We start from the raw sequence: 17,205 nt of genomic DNA, 5'->3' as shown, positions 1-17,205 counted from the left end.
TCCGCCAGCCTGTATTGCTCACACTTCCTGAGCTGGTGTTGCCGTCGTTGCCGGTGCTGCCGGGGGGATATTGTCTTTCGGCGGCGGCGGTGCGGATTTGTTAGGCTTTGGAGGCCGTGGCGCACGGCCTTCCATAATATCGCTAATCTGATCCGAGTCTATGGTTTCCCACTCCAGCAGAGCCTTAGCCATGACTTCGATCTTGTCGCGATTTTCTTCGATCAGCTTGCGTGCCAAACCATACTGGCCATCAATGATGCGACGAATTTCCACGTCCACTTTCTGCATGGTGGCTTCGCTGACATTCTTATGCGTCGTGACCGAGCGGCCGAGAAAGACTTCTCCCTCGTTCTCGCCATATACCATTGGACCAAGGGAGTCGGACATGCCCCACTGAGTGACCATGCGGCGCGCCATTTCGGTGGCGCGCTCAAAGTCATTGGAAGCTCCCGTTGTCATTTGCCCCATGAAGACTTCCTCGGCGATGCGTCCTCCGAACAGTACCGCGATGTTCTGCAGAATTTCCTCGCGATCCATGCTGAAGCGGTCTTCCGTCGGCAATTGCATCGTCACACCCAGCGCACGTCCACGTGGAATGATGGAAACTTTATGGACCGGATCAGTTTTAGGCAGCAGTTGCGCCACGACGGCGTGCCCGGATTCATGATAAGCAGTATTGCGCCGTTCGCGCTCCGGCATCACTACGGAGCGGCGTTCCGCACCCATGAAAATCTTGTCCTTGGCACGCTCGAAGTCGTCCATATCCACCAGCCGTTTATTGCTCCGCGCCGCAAACAATGCTGCTTCATTCACCAGATTGGCTAGATCAGCGCCCGACATCCCAGGGGTGCCACGCGCAATGATTTCCGCATGAACATCAGGAGCAATCGGCACCTTACGCATATGGACGTGCAATATCTGCTCGCGCCCCCGTATATCCGGAAGCGGTACCGTTACCTGCCGGTCGAAACGACCGGGGCGCAATAGTGCCGGGTCAAGCACGTCGGGACGGTTAGTGGCTGCAATGACAATCACTCCCGCGGTCCCTTCAAAACCGTCCATTTCCACCAGCAACTGGTTCAATGTCTGTTCGCGCTCATCGTTACCGCCTCCCAGACCGGCGCCGCGTTGACGGCCGACCGCATCAATCTCATCAATGAAAATAATGCAGGGCGCGTGTTTCTTGGCCTGTTCAAACATGTCTCGCACTCTCGCCGCGCCAACACCGACAAACATTTCCACGAAATCGGAACCAGAAATACTGAAAAACGGCACTTTGGCCTCTCCGGCAATGGCACGAGCCAGAAGCGTTTTACCGGTGCCAGGATTCCCTACCATTAACACGCCACGAGGAATGCGCCCCCCCAGCTTCTGGAACTTGCTGGGGTCACGCAGGAACTCGACCAACTCGGAAACCTCCTCTTTCGCTTCCTCGCAACCGGCTACATCGGCAAACGTCACCTGATTGGTGGATTCATCAAGCATGCGCGCCTTGCTCTTTCCGAACGAGAATGCGCCGCCGCCCCGGCCACCGCCCTGCATCTGGCGCATAAAGAAAATCCACACGCCAATCAATAACAGCATCGGGAACCATGAAACGAAAATATTCATCAGCAACGACGGTTCTTCCTCCGGCTTGGCGTCGATAATGACGCCGGCCTTAAGCAAGTCGCTGACCATCCAGGGGTCCGAGGGCGTATAGGTGGTGAAACGCCTACCATCGGATTTGGTACCTTTCAGCGTACGGCCCTCGATGGTTACCTTGGCAATTCTCCCCTGTTTCACCTCCTCGATGAACTGGGAATATTCCATTGGTGCCTGTGCTGTCTGGCGCGTACTGAACTGGTTGAATACTGTCATCAGCACCAAAGCAATCACTAGCCAGATGGCCATGTTTTTAATGAGGTTATTCAAAATAACTCCTTGGCTTGCGCCGTAAAAATCGCTGAAATTTCATTTTAAACCCATTTCGAGTTTAATAATAGCGCGGATTACCCATAGCGACTCGCCCCTCTCCGGTAAAACCCTGCATGCTATTTCTTTAAGCGAAAGATTAATCCCGTTTCTCCAACCCCAGCAGATAAGTCTCGCTACTACGGCCACGAGACGCTTCGGGCTTGCGTGTAACTACCCGACTGAACGTAGCGCGCATTCCATGCAAAAACTGCTCGAAACCGGAACCTTGAAACACTTTGACGAGAAAGTTGCCACGAGAGTTCAATCGCTCCGCGGCGAATTCCAAGGCCAACTCGGCTAGATACATGCTGCGGGCTTGATCACTTACGCCTATGCCGCTTATATTAGGCGACATATCTGAAATTACAAGGTCAAGAGGATATTTTCCCAGATTTTTTTTAAGTTCCGTCAAAACGACCGTTTCCCGAAAATCCCCCTGAATAAATGTAACCCCTGGCAGGGGCGCCATTTCCAGCAGGTCCAGAGCAATGATCTTGCCTTTTCCGCCCAACTTTTCCGCCGCCACTTGGGACCAGCCGCCCGGCGCAGCGCCCAGATCCACCACTGTCATGCCAGGCACGAGTAAGCGGTCACGCTCGGCGATTTCAATCAGCTTGTACGCCGCGCGTGAGCGGTAGCCTTCTTTTTTCGCCTGCTTGACAAAAAAATCATTGACATGCTCTTTCATCCAGGCTTTGCTGGTTTTAGCGCGCTTCATCGCGTAAAATAGTGGAGTTTAGGAAAAAAGATCGTGTTAGCAGCCTATCTTTGACTTGAAGAATCGGAGCGAAAAAAGTGGCTGAGCGAGGACAGGGTTTGAAGGCCCAAAGCTGTTCTACTGACCGAAAAAGCGGCGAGGTACGAATTGGGCAGACGCTTTTGCAGCCGATTTCCGTTAAATCCGACAGCCTGCCGCCTCTTACACTCGTTCGCCGGCGCGTCCTCAGAACACTTGCTCACGCTCTCACCCCGATTGTCAGAGTAGGTGAAGGAGGCTTGTCGGAAAATGTTATGCATGAAGTGGATCAAGGGCTCAGAAGCCACGAGCTGATCAAGATCAGAGTACTCAGCGATGAGCGGGAAATAAGAGGTGGACTGCTTGAGGAAATCTGCCGTCGCCTTGACGCTTATCCAGTACAGCATATCGGCAAGATCTTGATAGTCTATCGTCCCAAATCAGACCAAGTTGGGGCCCCATCTATCAGCAAATTCCGCAGAAAAAAGGAATCACGCCGAACCAAACGCAGTTTTCAAACCTGACATGCTACCTTATAAGAGAGGCGACAGGCTTTACCCTTAACCCTAATCCGGCGGTTGCCCGCTAATAGGTTAAACATATTTCACATCAAGAATCTCGTACTCTCGCACTCCGCCCGGCGCCAGGACTTCGGCTATATCCCCAGGATGCTTGCCTATCAGGGCGCGGGCGAGGGGGGAGCTGATAGAAATTTTTCCCTCTTTGATATCGGCTTCATCGTCGCCCACGATCTGATAAGTCACGGTCGTGGCATTCACCATGTCTTCCAATTCTATGGTGGCTCCAAAGACGCAGGCGCCATTTGCGTCAACCAATGCCGGGTCGATAATTTGCGCATTGGAAAGCTTGCTCTCTAATTCGGCGATACGTCCTTCTATAAAACCCTGCCGTTCCTTGGCAGCTTCGTATTCGGCATTCTCGGAAAGATCGCCGTGCGCACGGGCTTCTGCAATCGCAACGATTACAGAAGGGCGCTGCACGGTTTTCATTTCATGCAATTCGGCACGAAGTTTTCCCGCGCCAATTACCGTCAATGGAATTGTGCTCATGGTCTTCTACCGCCCTTTCTTTTCAATGTAATTTCGTCGCATGGTTGGATGCGTGACTGGATGAATTGGGAAACCGCCATCGTTATCAAACCGCACCGAGCAGCGCTACATCCCGCTGCGCATGCAACTGCTGTAAGCTGTACGCTTGTAATTCCCGCATGCTTGCCATGCCGATACAGGCTGCGCGCGCCCCCGCCAGGGTAGTGTAATACGTTACCCTTGCCTGTAATACGGCGTGCCGGATCGAATAAGAATCCTGGATCGCGCTGCGTTTATCTTCCACTGTATTGATAATTAAATTCATTTCCCCGTTTTTTATCATGTCTACAATATGTGGACGCCCTTCGGCCACTTTATTTATCGGAGTCACCGCCAAGCCTGCCCCGATCAGCACCGTGGCGGTACCACGAGTAGCATAAAGGGTGAATCCCAGTTTCGCAAGGTTGCGGGCAATCTCAACCACGCGGGGCTTGTCCGACTGGCGCACGCTAATGAAAACCTTGCCGCCCTGGGGCAGCTTTACGCCCGCCGCCAACTGCGACTTAACAAACGCTTCCGCAAAAGTATGCCCCATTCCCATTACTTCTCCGGTGGATTTCATTTCGGGACCGAGTATGGTATCCACGCCTGGGAATCTGATAAAGGGGAACACCGCTTCTTTAACTGAATAAAAGGAAGGCATGGCCTCTCTGACTATGCCCTGCCGGGCGAGCGTCATCCCGCTCATACAACGCACGCCAATTTTCGCCAATTGCAATCCGGTAGCTTTGGATACGAAAGGTACCGTACGCGACGCCCTGGGATTCACTTCCAATACGTATACGGTATCACCTTGAATGGCAAATTGCACATTCATCAAACCCACAACTTTGAGTGCACGCGCCATTGCGGACGTCTGCCGCCGCAATTCATCCTGTAAGACGGGTGACAGGCTGAAAGGCGGCAGTGAACAGGCGGAATCGCCCGAGTGCACGCCAGCCTGTTCAATATGTTCCATGATACCGCCGATCAGCACAACCTGCCCATCGCAAATCGCATCCACGTCCACTTCAATGGCATCATTTAGAAAATGATCCAACAGCACCGGTGCATCGTGCGAAACCTTCACCGCCTCGCGCATGTACCGTTCCAGATATACCTGCTCATGGATGATTTCCATGGCCCGCCCCCCCAGCACGTAACTCGGACGGACCACCAGCGGATATCCGATTTCATTAGCAGCAGCGAACGCCTCTTCCGGGCTGCGCGCAGTACGATTGAGTGGCTGCTTCAACCCAAGCTGCTGTAACATCTTCTGAAAACGCTCGCGATCTTCAGCACAGTCGATCATGTCGGGGCTGGTGCCAATAATGGGCACACCGTTCGCCTCGAGATCGCGCGCGAGTTTCAGCGGCGTCTGTCCGCCATACTGCACAATCACACCCGTCGGCCGCTCCACGGCAACGATTTCGAGCACATCCTCCAGGGTCAGCGGCTCAAAATACAGCCTGTCAGAGATATCGTAATCGGTCGACACCGTTTCGGGATTGCAATTAACCATGATGGTCTCAAAGCCATCCTCGCGTAAGGCCAGCGCCGCATGGACACAGCAGTAATCGAATTCGATGCCCTGGCCGATGCGATTCGGCCCGCCACCCAGCACGATAATTTTCTTTCTGCCGCTCGGCAGCGCTTCACATTCCTCCTCATAAGTTGAATACATGTAAGCGGTTCGAGTAGCGAATTCAGCGGCGCAGGTGTCCACCCGCTTGTATACCGGGCGTAAGCCAAGCTGATGACGTCTGGCGCGCACTGTCCCCTGGGTTGTATTCATCAGCTTTGCCAGACGCCGGTCGGAAAAACCGCTACGTTTTAATTTGCGCAGTGCTTGCGGATCAACCAGGTCCAGCGCCTTGCCTGCAAGGGACTGTTCCTGTTTCACTAAATCCTCAATCTGCGCCAGGAACCAGGAATCGATGTGCGTGAGTTTGCAAACTTCAGCAAGACTGATGCCACAACGAAATGCGTCAGCAACGTACCAGATTCGCTCCGGGCCGGGATCACTTAATTCGGTTTCGATAATTTCAACATCGGCTGTTTTCTCGTCCAGGCCGTCAACGCCGATTTCAAGTCCACGCAGAGCCTTTTGCAAAGATTCCTGAAAGGTGCGGCCAATTGCCATGACTTCGCCTACCGACTTCATCTGGGTGGTTAGGCGGTCGTTAGCCTGAGGAAACTTTTCAAAAGCAAAACGCGGTATTTTGGTGACGACATAATCGATGGTTGGCTCAAATGAAGCTGGCATCGCTCCACCGGTAATATCGTTCCTGAGCTCATCCAGCGTATACCCCACCGCAAGCTTGGCCGCGATCTTGGCAATGGGAAAACCGGTGGCCTTTGAAGCCAGGGCGGAAGACCGCGATACCCGGGGGTTCATTTCGATAACCAACATTCGGCCGTCCTGGGGGTTTATCGCAAACTGGACGTTTGAACCGCCCGTTTCCACGCCGACTTCGCGCAGCACCGCTATCGAGGCATTGCGCATGATCTGATATTCTTTATCTGTTAGCGTTTGCGCCGGGGCGACAGTGATAGAGTCACCGGTATGGACGCCCATGGGGTCGAGATTTTCGATGGCGCACACGATAATGCAATTGTCCTGCTTGTCGCGTATTACCTCCATCTCAAATTCTTTCCAGCCAATCACCGACTCTTCAATCAGCAATTCCTTGGTGGGCGAGGCTTCCAGGCCGCGCTCGCAGATACCGAGAAATTCCTCACGATTGTACGCAATGCCACCACCGCTGCCACCCATGGTAAACGACGGGCGGATGATGGCGGGGTAACCCACCATCGCCTGGACTTGCAGCGCTTCCTCCAGGCTGTGCGCGATGGCGGAGCGCGCCGAACCCAGGCCGATTTTGCTCATAGCCTGCTTGAATTTCTCGCGATCCTCAGCCTTGTCAATAGCCTCCCGCGAAGCTCCAATCAATTCGACACTGTATTTTTTCAGCACACCATTCCTTGCCAGATCGAGAGCGCAATTCAATGCTGTTTGTCCACCCATCGTCGGCAGCAATGCGTCAGGGCGCTCTATGGCAATGATTTTTTCCAGTACGGACCAGATAATTGGCTCGACATATGTGGCGTCAGCCATTTCGGGATCGGTCATGATGGTCGCGGGATTTGAATTGACCAGGATGACGCGGTAACCCTCTTCGCGTAACGCCTTGCATGCCTGGGCGCCGGAATAATCGAATTCGCAAGCCTGCCCGATAACAATGGGCCCCGCGCCAACGATGAGGATGGATTTCAGGTCGGTACGTTTAGGCATAGCCGCAGTGAAATATAAAGCTGAAAAGCGGTATACCACCTTTACGCTTCACCTTTTTCCTCCATCAAACCGATAAATTTGTCGAATAGATAATCCAGATCGTGAGGCCCCGGACTTCCTTCGGGATGTCCCTGAAAGCAGAACGCCCGCTGGCCGATCAACTCGAATCCTTGCAGGCTGCCATCGAACAGCGACAAATGCGTGACGCGTGCATTTTTTGGCAGTGTATCGATATCCACCGCAAAACCATGGTTCTGGCTGGAAATTACCACTCTTCCAGTGCCCACATCCTGAACTGGGTGGTTGGCTCCGTGATGACCGAACTTCATCTTGATGGTTTTTGCGCCGCTGGCCAGCCCCAGCAATTGATGTCCCATGCATACGCCAAAAATTGGTGTTTTGTTTTCAAGCAATTTTCTGGTGGCGGTGATGGCATACTCGCAAGGTTCGGGGTCGCCTGGCCCATTGGAGAGAAACACTCCATCGGGTTGCAGTGCCAGAACGTCGTCCGCGGATGCTTGCGCAGGGAATACCGTAATCTTGCAGCCGCGTTGCGCCAGCTTCCGAAGTATGTTGCGTTTGACTCCAAAATCAAATGCGACAACATGAAAACGAGGCTTCTCCTGAATCTGATAATCGTGCCCCAGTCTCCACTCACCTTCGTTCCATTCGTAAGGCTGATCGCAGCTCACCACCTTGGCGAGGTCCGATCCGACTAGTCCCGGGAATTCTCTGGCATGTTTCAGTGCTTCAGCTTCATCGGAAAGGCCCGCCATCAGGCAGCCGGCTTGCGCACCCTTTTCCCGAAGGATGCGTGTCAGCTTTCGGGTGTCGATATCCGCAATCCCCACGATGCCGTGTTGTTTGAGATACTCTGGCAAGGTCTGGGTCTGTCGCCAGCTGCTGGAGGCTAAAGGCAAATCGCGAATTACCAGGCCTGCGGCATATATCCGGTCAATCTTGCCCGATTCGACATCCTCCGGATTGGTGCCCGTATTGCCGATATGGGGATAAGTAAACGTGACAATCTGGCGGCAATAGGACGGATCAGTGAGGATTTCCTGATAACCCGTCATAGAAGTGTTGAAAACCACTTCCCCCGTACTGATGCCTTGCGCGCCGATAGATATGCCGCGAAAAATGGTGCCGTCAGCGAGCGCGAGAACGGCGTGCGGGCATTGTGACACGGAAAGACTCCTAGAATACTGGCAAGGTAAAAAAGCAAGACAAGCTACTGCCGCGCAGTCCCCTTGAATTGCTGAATTATACGCTCAAAAGGCGCATGCTTCAATGAAACCAGCAGGATGGTCAGCCGAGGATGCGGTGTGAATTACTGGTTAATCCGGAGCGCTGACACTAGCGCAACCCGAGTACGTCCTGCATATCAAACAAACCGCTTTGTTTGTCACTGAGAAAACGCGCGGCCCGCAGCGCACCTTCAGCAAACGTCGCGCGGCTACTGGCCTTATGTGAAATTTCGATACGCTCGCCGGTGCCAGCAAACATTACGGTATGGTCGCCAACAATATCCCCCCCGCGAACGGTGGCAAAACCAATGGCGGTGGATGTCCGCTCGCCGGTATTACCCTGGCGTCCGTAAACAGCGACTTCCGACAGGTTTCTGCCGAGGGCTTTCGCCACCACTTCTCCCATATGCAGCGCGGTCCCGGAAGGCGCGTCAACCTTATGGCGATGGTGCGCTTCAATAATTTCGATGTCGTAACCCTCGTTCAGCACTCCGGCTGCAATTTCAAGCAGCTTGAGCGTGACGTTCACACCCACGCTCATGTTGGGCGCAAATACAATGGCGATGTCTTTTGCTGCCGCCTTGAGCTCTTCCTTTTGTTTTGCCGAAAAGCCGGTAGTGCCGATTACCATTTTCACGTTTTTCGCACGGCACAGCGCGAGATGCATGAATGTGCCTTCAGGACGAGTGAAATCGACCAGCACATCGCTTCCCGGGAGCGCGGCGGCGGCATCAACAGTAATATCAACACCGCAAGGCGCACCGATCAATTCCCCCGCGTCCTTCTTGAGGTAAAGGCTCCCGGGTCGCTCCAGAGCGGCCACCAGCCGCATGTCCGGCGCATGCGCGACGGCTTCGAGCAAGGCCCGTCCCATACGGCCGGCACTTCCGGCAATGGCAATATTTAATGTCGTCACTATTTTTCCACGTATTCGGTCAGGATAGTTCCTATTCCTTGGGTTGATCCGCGCCTTTCCCGCCTGCATCGGCGGCTTGTGATGGTACCCGCCGGGGGCTGACCGTGCCTGCGTCCTGTGAAACAGGAGTCTGGCTCGCCACGGGGGCGCCGCTCGAAGTCGGAGCACCGCCAGCCGAAACGCTGCTTGGAGCAGCCACATCACTTGGCGGCGCAATGCCGCCAGAAGCGGGAATGCCGCCTTCTTCTTTAATTACAGGCTTGATGGACTCCGCCGGCTGAGGGAGAACAGTCGCCTGAGATGGCGTCTGTCTCAAGCTGGGCATGTCCGGTTCGGGTAACAGGGTCCCGCTCGAAGGAGTCCCGCTTTCTTCCTTGACAACGGGACCGGATGACTCCCCGATCGGGCTGCCCGGCTCAGCTTCCTGGGGCCGAGAAAAAGCGATCGAGGGCGAAAAACTCCCATCGATGCGTGCTAATTTGTCCTCTTCGAAAAACACTGTCAAATGCCGTTGCTCGACCAAATTGCCCTTTTGCTCAAGACGATATACGTAATCCCAGCGGTTTTCGTGAAAGGCATCGCTAATCATTGGCGAACCCAGTACGAAGCGGACCTGTGCCCGGGTCATGCCTGGCTTTAGCTTATCCACCAACTCCTGGGTAATAAGATTACCTTGCTGGATCTCGATTTTGTAGAGCAGAGATGGAACAGACGAACATCCGGCGAGCAGTAGCAAAACCAACAACGTGAGTATTTTCGCGCGCATCGCGGCAGCGTATGTTTCCAAAGCAAACTTAACGTTATATGATACAGCAATTCACTTACCGGATGACATCGCTATGAGCAAGCCAAACGATCTTAAAACCATGGGCTTGAAAGCCACGCTGCCGCGGCTAAGGATATTAAGCTTGTTCGAGAGCAGTCCGGTACGGCATTTGTCGGCGGAAGATGTTTACAGGACACTGATCGGCGAAGGCGAGGATATTGGTCTTGCCACTGTCTACCGCGTGCTGACACAGTTCGAACAGGCGGGATTGCTCGAGCGCCACCACTTTGAAGGAGGCAAGGCGGTGTTCGAGCTTACCAGCAGCACCCACCATGATCACTTGGTCTGCCTGCAATGCGGGCGGGTGGAAGAATTTTACGACGCCGAAATCGAGAAGCGTCAAATTAAAATTGCCAAGGATCGGGGCTTCGCCATACACGAGCACTCGCTATCGCTTTACGCGGATTGTACCAAGCCGGCCTGTCCGCATCGAAAAACATGAGAAAATAGAATAGTAAAGAAGCTAAGCTCCCTGCAACGGAGTCAGTAACAGCGTAGGCAACCTTGCGGATACCTACTTTACTGATAGAAAGTTCCCTTAGAAGAGCTTTGCCCGCATCTGCTAAACTAGCGGGCTTTCACCTTCCTCACTCGTTACGAAAATCTGTCGATTTACCTGCTCGACTTGCTTCGTTGACGTCGGGTGCGGACGTCCTGTTGCTTGACTTTCCCGAACGGTTGTCAAGGGGTTGACCAAAGGTCGGCTAACCGTTACTGTTCAGTGTTTTATTCATCATTTTTGCTGGTACTCGACTTTGGGATTCAATAAGCATGAGCACGGAATTAAGCGGCGCTGAGATCACAGTGCGGTGTTTGCAGAAAGAAGGGGTGGATTATCTTTTTGGCTATCCTGGCGGCGCCGTGCTGTACATTTACGACGAGTTGTTCAAGCAAGACAAGGTCAAGCACGTCCTGGTGCGGCATGAGCAAGCGGCGGTGCATGCGGCAGACGGCTACGCCCGTTCCAGCAACAAAGTGGGGGTGGCATTGGTAACGTCGGGGCCTGGCGTGACAAATGCCGTTACCGGTATCGCCACTGCCTATATGGATTCAATCCCGCTTGTCATTATCAGCGGACAAGTACCCACTCACGCTATCGGACTGGATGCATTTCAGGAAGTAGATACTGTGGGGATCACGCGTCCCTGCGTAAAGCATAACTTCCTGGTGAAAGATATTGCGGAACTCGCCACAACCATCAAGAAGGCGTTTTACATCGCCTCAACCGGCCGCCCTGGCCCGGTGCTGGTGGACATTCCGAAGGATGTGAGTCAGCAGAAAACGGCATTTGTTTACCCGGAAAGTGTCAGCATGCGCTCCTACAACCCAGTCACCAAGGGTCATTCCGGTCAGATCAAAAAAGCGGTACAGCTGATTCTGGGGGCCAAGCGTCCCATGATCTACACAGGAGGCGGCATCATTCTGAGCGATGCCGCCTCCCGGCTGACCGATCTGGTACGAATGCTAGGTTTTCCCTGCACCAATACGTTAATGGGATTAGGCGGCTATCCCGCCACCGACAAACAGTTTGTCGGGATGTTGGGGATGCATGGTACGTATGAAGCCAACATGGCGATGCAGCATTGCGACGTACTGGTGGCTATTGGCGCCCGCTTCGATGATCGCGTAATCGGCAACCCCAAGCATTTCTTCAACCAGGATCGCAAGATCGTACACATTGATATTGATCCCTCATCCATTTCTAAGCGGGTCAAGGTGGATGTTCCGATTGTTGGCAGCGTTCCGGACGTATTGGACGAACTCATAAAACTGCTTAAGGTCAGCAGGGAAAAACCTGATCAAACGGCCATTGATGCATGGTGGACACAAATCGATTTGTGGCGCGCGCGCGACTGTCTCAAGTACGATCGGGCAAGTCCGATCATCAAGCCGCAAATGGTGATTGAAAGCCTCTATGAGGCCACTAGAGGAAATGCTTTCATTACCTCGGATGTAGGTCAACACCAGATGTGGGCAGCACAGTTTTATAAATTCGACATGCCACGCCGCTGGATCAATTCCGGCGGCCTGGGAACCATGGGCTTCGGTCTTCCCGCAGCAATGGGTGTGCAGTTCGCCAATCCCAAGGGAGCGGTGGCCTGCGTTACTGGCGAGGCCAGCATCCAGATGTGTATACAGGAACTGTCCACCTGCAAGCAGTATAATCTGCCGCTCAAGATTGTTAATTTAAACAATCGCTACATGGGAATGGTGCGGCAGTGGCAGGAATACTTCCATGGTAACCGTTATGCTGAATCGTATATGGATGCGCTGCCGGATTTCGTCAAACTGGCCGAGAGCTATGGTCATGTCGGTATGAAAATCGAACAGCCCGGCGATGTCGAAGGCGCTTTGAAGGAAGCGTTTAAACTCAAGGACCGGCTGGTATTCATGGACTTCATTACCGATCAGACCGAGAACGTTTTCCCGATGGTGCCGGGCGGAAAAGGCCTCTCTGAAATGATTCTGGTATAAACCCGACTCAGGCAGTTTGACGCTCCTTTTTCAATTTAACAAAGTGATCCGCAACAACTCTTTGCATCACTTTACCGCCACTTCTTTGGTGAGTTCGCTACAGGGCCTAAGTTAAAAATGCGGCATATCATTTCTTTATTGATGGAAAACGAGGCAGGCGCCTTATCCCGCGTTGCCGGCCTGTTCTCATCACGCGGTTATAATATCGAGTCGCTTACCGTAGCCGCCACCGAAGATGCAACCTTATCCCGCATGACGCTGGTCACCGCAGGGTCGGACGATGTGGTTGAGCAAATCACCAAGCAATTGAACAAACTTATCGAAGTTGTCAAGGTGGTGGATTTGAGCGACGGTGATCACATTGAGCGCGAACTGATGCTGATAAAAGTGCGCGCTGTCAGCAAGGATCGGGAGGAGATAAAGCGCATGGCCGATATTTTTCGTGGCCGCATTATCGATGTCACCGATAAGTCCTACACCATCGAACTGACCGGTACCGGTTCTAAACTCGACGCGTTTCTTGGGGCCATCGAACGTAGCGCGATTCTGGAGACGGTGCGTACCGGCGCGTCAGGCATCGGCCGCGGTGAGCGCATATTAAAAGTATAGCGGCCTTCCGCATATAACAAAGGGTACGTGCCCAGTTGCCGGTGTTTTTCTAATTTGAGCATAAAGGAAACTATGAACGTTTATTACGATAAAGATGCCGATTTGTCTCTCATCAAGAACAAGACGGTTACCATTGTAGGTTACGGTTCGCAGGGCCATGCCCATGCCAATAACTTGCACGACTCCGGCGTAAAGGTCACTGTTGGCTTGCGCAGGGAGGGAGCTTCCTGGAGCAAGGCGGAGAAGGCCGGTCTTACCGTCAAGGAAATCGCCGAGGCCGTCAAGGAAGCCGACGTCGTGATGCTGCTGTTGCCCGATGAGCAGATCGCCGCCGTTTATACATCCGAGATCGAGCCCAACCTCAAGAAGGGCGCAACACTTGCATTCGCTCATGGCTTCAATATCCATTACGGCCAGGTGGCGCCACGCGAGGACCTCGACGTTATCATGATAGCGCCCAAGGGACCGGGCCATTTAGTGCGCTCAACTTACACGCAGGGCGGCGGAGTGCCGTCGCTGATTGCCGTGCATCAGAATCCCTCCGGCAGGGCGCGCGACTTGGCACTTTCCTATGCCGCGGCCAACGGAGGAACGCGCGGCGGCGTCATTGAAACCAACTTCCGCGAGGAAACCGAAACCGATCTGTTCGGCGAGCAGGTTGTGTTGTGCGGCGGCCTTACCGCTTTGATTCAGGCGGGGTTTGAAACCCTGGTTGAAGCTGGATATGCTCCCGAAATGGCCTATTTTGAGTGCCTTCACGAAGTGAAGCTGATTGTGGACTTAATCTACGAAGGCGGCATCGCCAACATGCGCTACTCCATTTCCAATAATGCCGAGTATGGCGATATTTCACGCGGCCCGCGCATTGTTACCGATGCCACCCGTGCGGAGATGCGCAAAATCCTGCAAGAAATTCAGAGAGGTGAATACGCTCGCGAATTTATTCTGGAAAATCGCGCCGGTGCGCCCATGCTCAAGGCCAGTCGGCGTCTCGCATCTGCGCATCAGATCGAAACCGTAGGTGCGAAACTGCGGGATATGATGCCTTGGATCAAAAAGAATCAGTTGGTTGATCAGGCGAAAAACTAGCGCTTAACGGCTGCCCCCCTTGTGGCATGAACTTCATCCAGGGCTCGACCTCGCTTGACCCGGAATCCAGCCTGGACCAACAGTAAATCAATGGATCAGCATCGGTTGGGTGGGTGCAGCCATCAGATCTTCCATTCTCATTTACCTGCTTCTTGCGCGGTGTAGCCGTAACGAAAGACTAAAAACCGCGTTTTCCTTCCTCAACACTTACCCTTGTTTACGATCGGCTCATAACCGTTTAACATGCAGCAGTCTTCTCCTTTATCACACAGTTAATGCATGATCCTCATCTGCCCCGCCTCATGCTCAAATCCAAGCTGCGCCGGCGGGGCATTTATTTGCTTCCCAACCTGTTTACCACCGCAGCCTTGTTCGCCGGATTTTACGCCATCGTACAGGCGATGAATGGACGTTTTGAGCATTCCGCGGTATCGATTTTCATCGCCATGGTGCTGGATGGGCTGGACGGGCGGGTCGCCAGGCTGACCCACACGCAGAGCGAATTCGGGGCGGAGTATGACAGCCTGTCCGACATGGTCTCGTTCGGCGCCGCCCCGGCGCTGGTGATATACGAGTGGGCCTTGAAGGGCATGGGTAAGTTGGGCTGGATTGCGGCTTTTATTTATTGCGTCTGTGCCGCGCTCCGCCTGGCGCGCTTCAATACCAATATAGAAACGGCGGACAAGCGTTTTTTTCAAGGGCTGCCCAGTCCCGCCGCTGCCGCGTTGATTGCAGGGCTGATCTGGGTGATGCTGGACTTCGAGATAGCGGGACCGGATATCAAATGGCTTGCCTGGTGCATTACACTTTTCGCTGGTCTGACAATGGTCAGCAATATCCCTTATTACAGCGGCAAGGAGATCAATCTGCGCAAGAGCGTGCCATTCATCACGGTTCTATTGCTGGCGCTGTTCTTTTTTGTGGTGATTCCAAGCCACCCCCCCGTCGTGCTGTTCTGCCTTTTCTTTCTTTATGCCGTTTCTGGTTATGTAATGTGGCTATGGCGGCGGGTCAAGAGAAAAAAAATGGGCGACGCCTGATAAAGCTGTTCTTCACGGTTGTTCCGTGTTTCTTGCGAATTCCTCACATACACTTAACGTTTTCTTGACGCTTGCCATGCCAACATGGTCAATTGGAGGAAATATTGCTACCTAAGCTACTTATAAAAGGCTGGATTATTGCCCCGCGTGATGCGTCGCCTCCTCAAATCGTGCCTGACGCTTATCTCATGGAGCCCCGGGCGCAGACCGGCCAAGCATGAACAGTGAGCCGGCTGGCGTTGCGCCGTTAAAAACGCAATCCCTGACAGAACTCCCCGCGTGGAAGGCGCTCGAAGAACATTACCAGATAATCCGGAATTTGCATCTACGGCAGCTTTTTGCTGACGATCCCCAGCGAGGTGAGCGCCTCACGGCTGAAGCCGCCGGGATTTATCTTGACTACTCGAAAAATCGAATTACCGGCGAAACGCTCCGGCTGCTTGTGCAGCTTGCGGGGGAATGCGACTTGCGCAAGCGCATTGATGCGATGTTCGGGGGTGAAAAGATCAATTCGACGGAACAGCGCGCCGTGCTTCATACCGCCCTGCGCGCGCCGGAAAGTGAGCGCATCGTTGTCGATGGCATCGACGTTGTACCTGAGGTACATGAGGTACTTGACCGAATGGCAGCGTTTGGCGACCAGGTGTGCAGTGGCCGGTGGCAAGGGTACACCGGCAAGCGCATCCGCAATGTCATCAATGTTGGCATTGGCGGCTCCGATCTTGGCCCGGTAATGGCCTATGAAGCGCTGCGCCATTACAGCTTGCGCGATATGCGCTTTCGCTTCATATCCAATGTCGACGGTACGGATTTTAACGAAGCGACAGTTGCCATCGACCCCGAAGAAACGCTGTTCATCATCTGTTCGAAGACTTTTACCACCACCGAAACGCTAGCCAACGCCCATGCAGCGCGTAAATGGGCCCTGGATAAACTTGGCGACGTTCGAGCCGTGCGCAAGCACTTCGTTGCCGTCTCAACCAATGCGGAGGAAGTGTCAAAATTCGGCATCGACCCGGCCAATATGTTCGGATTCTGGGATTGGGTAGGCGGACGTTATTCGATGGACTCGGCAGTTGGCCTTTCGATCATGATTGCGATCGGACCGGAGAACTTCCGCGCCATGCTGGCCGGCTTTCATGCAATGGACCAGCATTTCCGCACCGCTCCCTTCGACAAGAATTTGCCCGTACTCATGGGGCTGCTTGCGATCTGGTACAACAACTTCTTCGATGCCCAGACAACTGCTGTGCTGCCTTATGATCAGTACCTCAAGCGCTTTCCAGCTTATCTTCAGCAATTGATGATGGAGAGCAATGGCAAACACGTCATGCTCAATGGCGCACGCGTTAACTATCAAACATCACCCATTGTTTGGGGCGAACCCGGCACCAACGGTCAACACTCTTTCTATCAGCTTATCCATCAAGGCACGCGACTGGTCCCATGTGACTTCATCGGCTTCTGCAACGCGCTGAAGCCGCTGGATAATCATCATGAACTATTAATGGCGAATCTGTTCGCCCAGACCGAGGCATTGGCATTTGGCAAAACCGAGAGTGAAGTAGAGGCTGAGGGAACACCAGACTGGCTTTGCCCGCATCGAACTTTCGACGGAAATCGTCCCACCAACACGATTCTCGCCGATCGACTGACCCCCTACACACTGGGAACGCTGGTCGCTCTTTATGAGCACAGCGTCTTCACGCAAGGGGTCATTTGGAATATCGATTCATTCGATCAGTGGGGCGTCGAACTTGGCAAGGCGCTGGCGCAGCGTATTATTCCGGAGCTGGAAAGCGCAAGCGAAATCCCATTGACCCATGACAGTTCGACGAATGCGCTGATAAGGCGCTACAATCAGCGCAGAAAAGCACAATCATGAGCATCGGTGACGCGGCGACATGGAAGCCGCGTTATTTTTGCAT

General features: G+C 53.6%; 14 protein-coding genes. 7 read left to right on the top strand and 7 right to left on the bottom strand.

All coding sequences use genetic code 11. From position 1 onward, the window contains the following. Positions 1-18: 18 nt before the first annotated feature. On the bottom strand, positions 19-1,914 hold the full coding sequence (gene ftsH / locus BLP45_RS06730; RefSeq protein ID WP_090371054.1) for an ATP-dependent zinc metalloprotease FtsH: 1,896 nt from the start codon (positions 1,912-1,914) through the stop codon (positions 19-21). 139 nt (positions 1,915-2,053) lie between these two features. Beyond that, positions 2,054-2,674 carry an RlmE family RNA methyltransferase gene (locus tag BLP45_RS06725; RefSeq protein ID WP_090371052.1) on the bottom strand — a complete coding sequence of 207 codons (621 nt, stop codon included), beginning with the start codon at positions 2,672-2,674 and terminating at the stop codon, positions 2,054-2,056. 77 nt (positions 2,675-2,751) lie between these two features. Here BLP45_RS06725 and yhbY point away from each other — a divergent pair, with 77 nt between their 5' ends. Beyond that, entirely contained in the window at positions 2,752-3,216 is a 465-nt protein-coding gene (yhbY, locus tag BLP45_RS06720) for a ribosome assembly RNA-binding protein YhbY (protein WP_256327731.1), read from the top strand. Between the two features lie 69 nt (positions 3,217-3,285). On the opposite strand, the gene greA is transcribed toward yhbY, so the two are convergent. The 5 genes from greA to bamE all read right to left on the bottom strand — a co-directional run bounded on the left by greA (position 3,286) and on the right by bamE (position 10,004). Further along, the gene (gene greA, locus BLP45_RS06715) at positions 3,286-3,762 is read right to left on the bottom strand and encodes a transcription elongation factor GreA (RefSeq protein WP_090371049.1); all 477 of its coding nucleotides are present in this window, start codon (positions 3,760-3,762) and stop codon (positions 3,286-3,288) included. A gap of 85 nt (positions 3,763-3,847) precedes the next feature. Continuing rightward, a complete protein-coding gene (carB, locus tag BLP45_RS06710) occupies positions 3,848-7,075 on the bottom strand; it encodes a carbamoyl-phosphate synthase large subunit (RefSeq protein WP_090371275.1) in 3,228 nt (1,075 codons plus the stop codon). Between the two features lie 41 nt (positions 7,076-7,116). Continuing rightward, complete coding sequence (carA, locus tag BLP45_RS06705) at positions 7,117-8,262, bottom strand: glutamine-hydrolyzing carbamoyl-phosphate synthase small subunit (protein WP_090371047.1); 1,146 nt, start codon at positions 8,260-8,262, stop codon at positions 7,117-7,119. A gap of 169 nt (positions 8,263-8,431) precedes the next feature. Continuing rightward, positions 8,432-9,238, bottom strand: a complete 807-nt coding sequence (gene dapB / locus BLP45_RS06700) for a 4-hydroxy-tetrahydrodipicolinate reductase (protein WP_090371045.1) — start codon at positions 9,236-9,238, stop codon at positions 8,432-8,434. A gap of 31 nt (positions 9,239-9,269) precedes the next feature. Next, positions 9,270-10,004: an outer membrane protein assembly factor BamE gene (gene bamE / locus BLP45_RS06695; protein WP_090371044.1), complete on the bottom strand. Its 735-nt coding sequence runs from the start codon at positions 10,002-10,004 to the stop codon at positions 9,270-9,272. 73 nt (positions 10,005-10,077) lie between these two features. Here bamE and fur point away from each other — a divergent pair, with 73 nt between their 5' ends. The 6 genes from fur to pgi all read left to right on the top strand — a co-directional run bounded on the left by fur (position 10,078) and on the right by pgi (position 17,162). Then, positions 10,078-10,506, top strand: coding sequence for a ferric iron uptake transcriptional regulator (gene fur / locus BLP45_RS06690; RefSeq protein ID WP_090371042.1), 429 nt, complete (start codon positions 10,078-10,080; stop codon positions 10,504-10,506). A 329-nt stretch (positions 10,507-10,835) separates the two neighbouring features. Continuing rightward, positions 10,836-12,539, top strand: coding sequence for an acetolactate synthase 3 catalytic subunit (locus BLP45_RS06685; protein ID WP_090371040.1), 1,704 nt, complete (start codon positions 10,836-10,838; stop codon positions 12,537-12,539). A gap of 117 nt (positions 12,540-12,656) precedes the next feature. Then, positions 12,657-13,148: an acetolactate synthase small subunit gene (gene ilvN / locus BLP45_RS06680; RefSeq protein ID WP_090371038.1), complete on the top strand. Its 492-nt coding sequence runs from the start codon at positions 12,657-12,659 to the stop codon at positions 13,146-13,148. Between the two features lie 72 nt (positions 13,149-13,220). After that, positions 13,221-14,237 carry a ketol-acid reductoisomerase gene (gene ilvC / locus BLP45_RS06675; RefSeq protein ID WP_090371036.1) on the top strand — a complete coding sequence of 339 codons (1,017 nt, stop codon included), beginning with the start codon at positions 13,221-13,223 and terminating at the stop codon, positions 14,235-14,237. Between the two features lie 275 nt (positions 14,238-14,512). After that, positions 14,513-15,277, top strand: coding sequence for a CDP-diacylglycerol--serine O-phosphatidyltransferase (gene pssA, locus BLP45_RS06670; RefSeq protein ID WP_090371034.1), 765 nt, complete (start codon positions 14,513-14,515; stop codon positions 15,275-15,277). Positions 15,278-15,494: 217 nt separating this feature from the next. Further along, the gene (gene pgi / locus BLP45_RS06665; RefSeq protein ID WP_090371032.1) at positions 15,495-17,162 is read left to right on the top strand and encodes a glucose-6-phosphate isomerase; all 1,668 of its coding nucleotides are present in this window, start codon (positions 15,495-15,497) and stop codon (positions 17,160-17,162) included. Positions 17,163-17,205 lie beyond the last annotated feature (43 nt).

The sequence above is a fragment of the Nitrosospira sp. Nl5 genome (assembly GCF_900102495.1).
GTDB lineage: Bacteria > Pseudomonadota > Gammaproteobacteria > Burkholderiales > Nitrosomonadaceae > Nitrosospira.
This window is presented reverse-complemented; position numbering and strand designations above follow the sequence as displayed.

Excerpts from the sequence above, each read along its gene's own strand:
- BLP45_RS06725 (WP_090371052.1), bottom strand. The coding sequence starts at position 2,674 with ATGAAGCGCGCTAAAACCAGCAAAGCCTGGATGAAAGAGCATGTCAAT.
- greA (WP_090371049.1), bottom strand. The coding sequence starts at position 3,762 with ATGAGCACAATTCCATTGACGGTAATTGGCGCGGGAAAACTTCGTGCC.
- carB (WP_090371275.1), bottom strand. The coding sequence starts at position 7,075 with ATGCCTAAACGTACCGACCTGAAATCCATCCTCATCGTTGGCGCGGGG.
- bamE (WP_090371044.1), bottom strand. The coding sequence starts at position 10,004 with ATGCGCGCGAAAATACTCACGTTGTTGGTTTTGCTACTGCTCGCCGGA.
- fur (WP_090371042.1), top strand. The coding sequence starts at position 10,078 with ATGAGCAAGCCAAACGATCTTAAAACCATGGGCTTGAAAGCCACGCTG.
- BLP45_RS06685 (WP_090371040.1), top strand. The coding sequence starts at position 10,836 with ATGAGCACGGAATTAAGCGGCGCTGAGATCACAGTGCGGTGTTTGCAG.
- ilvN (WP_090371038.1), top strand. The coding sequence starts at position 12,657 with ATGCGGCATATCATTTCTTTATTGATGGAAAACGAGGCAGGCGCCTTA.
- ilvC (WP_090371036.1), top strand. The coding sequence starts at position 13,221 with ATGAACGTTTATTACGATAAAGATGCCGATTTGTCTCTCATCAAGAAC.
- pssA (WP_090371034.1), top strand. The coding sequence starts at position 14,513 with ATGCATGATCCTCATCTGCCCCGCCTCATGCTCAAATCCAAGCTGCGC.
- pgi (WP_090371032.1), top strand. The coding sequence starts at position 15,495 with ATGAACAGTGAGCCGGCTGGCGTTGCGCCGTTAAAAACGCAATCCCTG.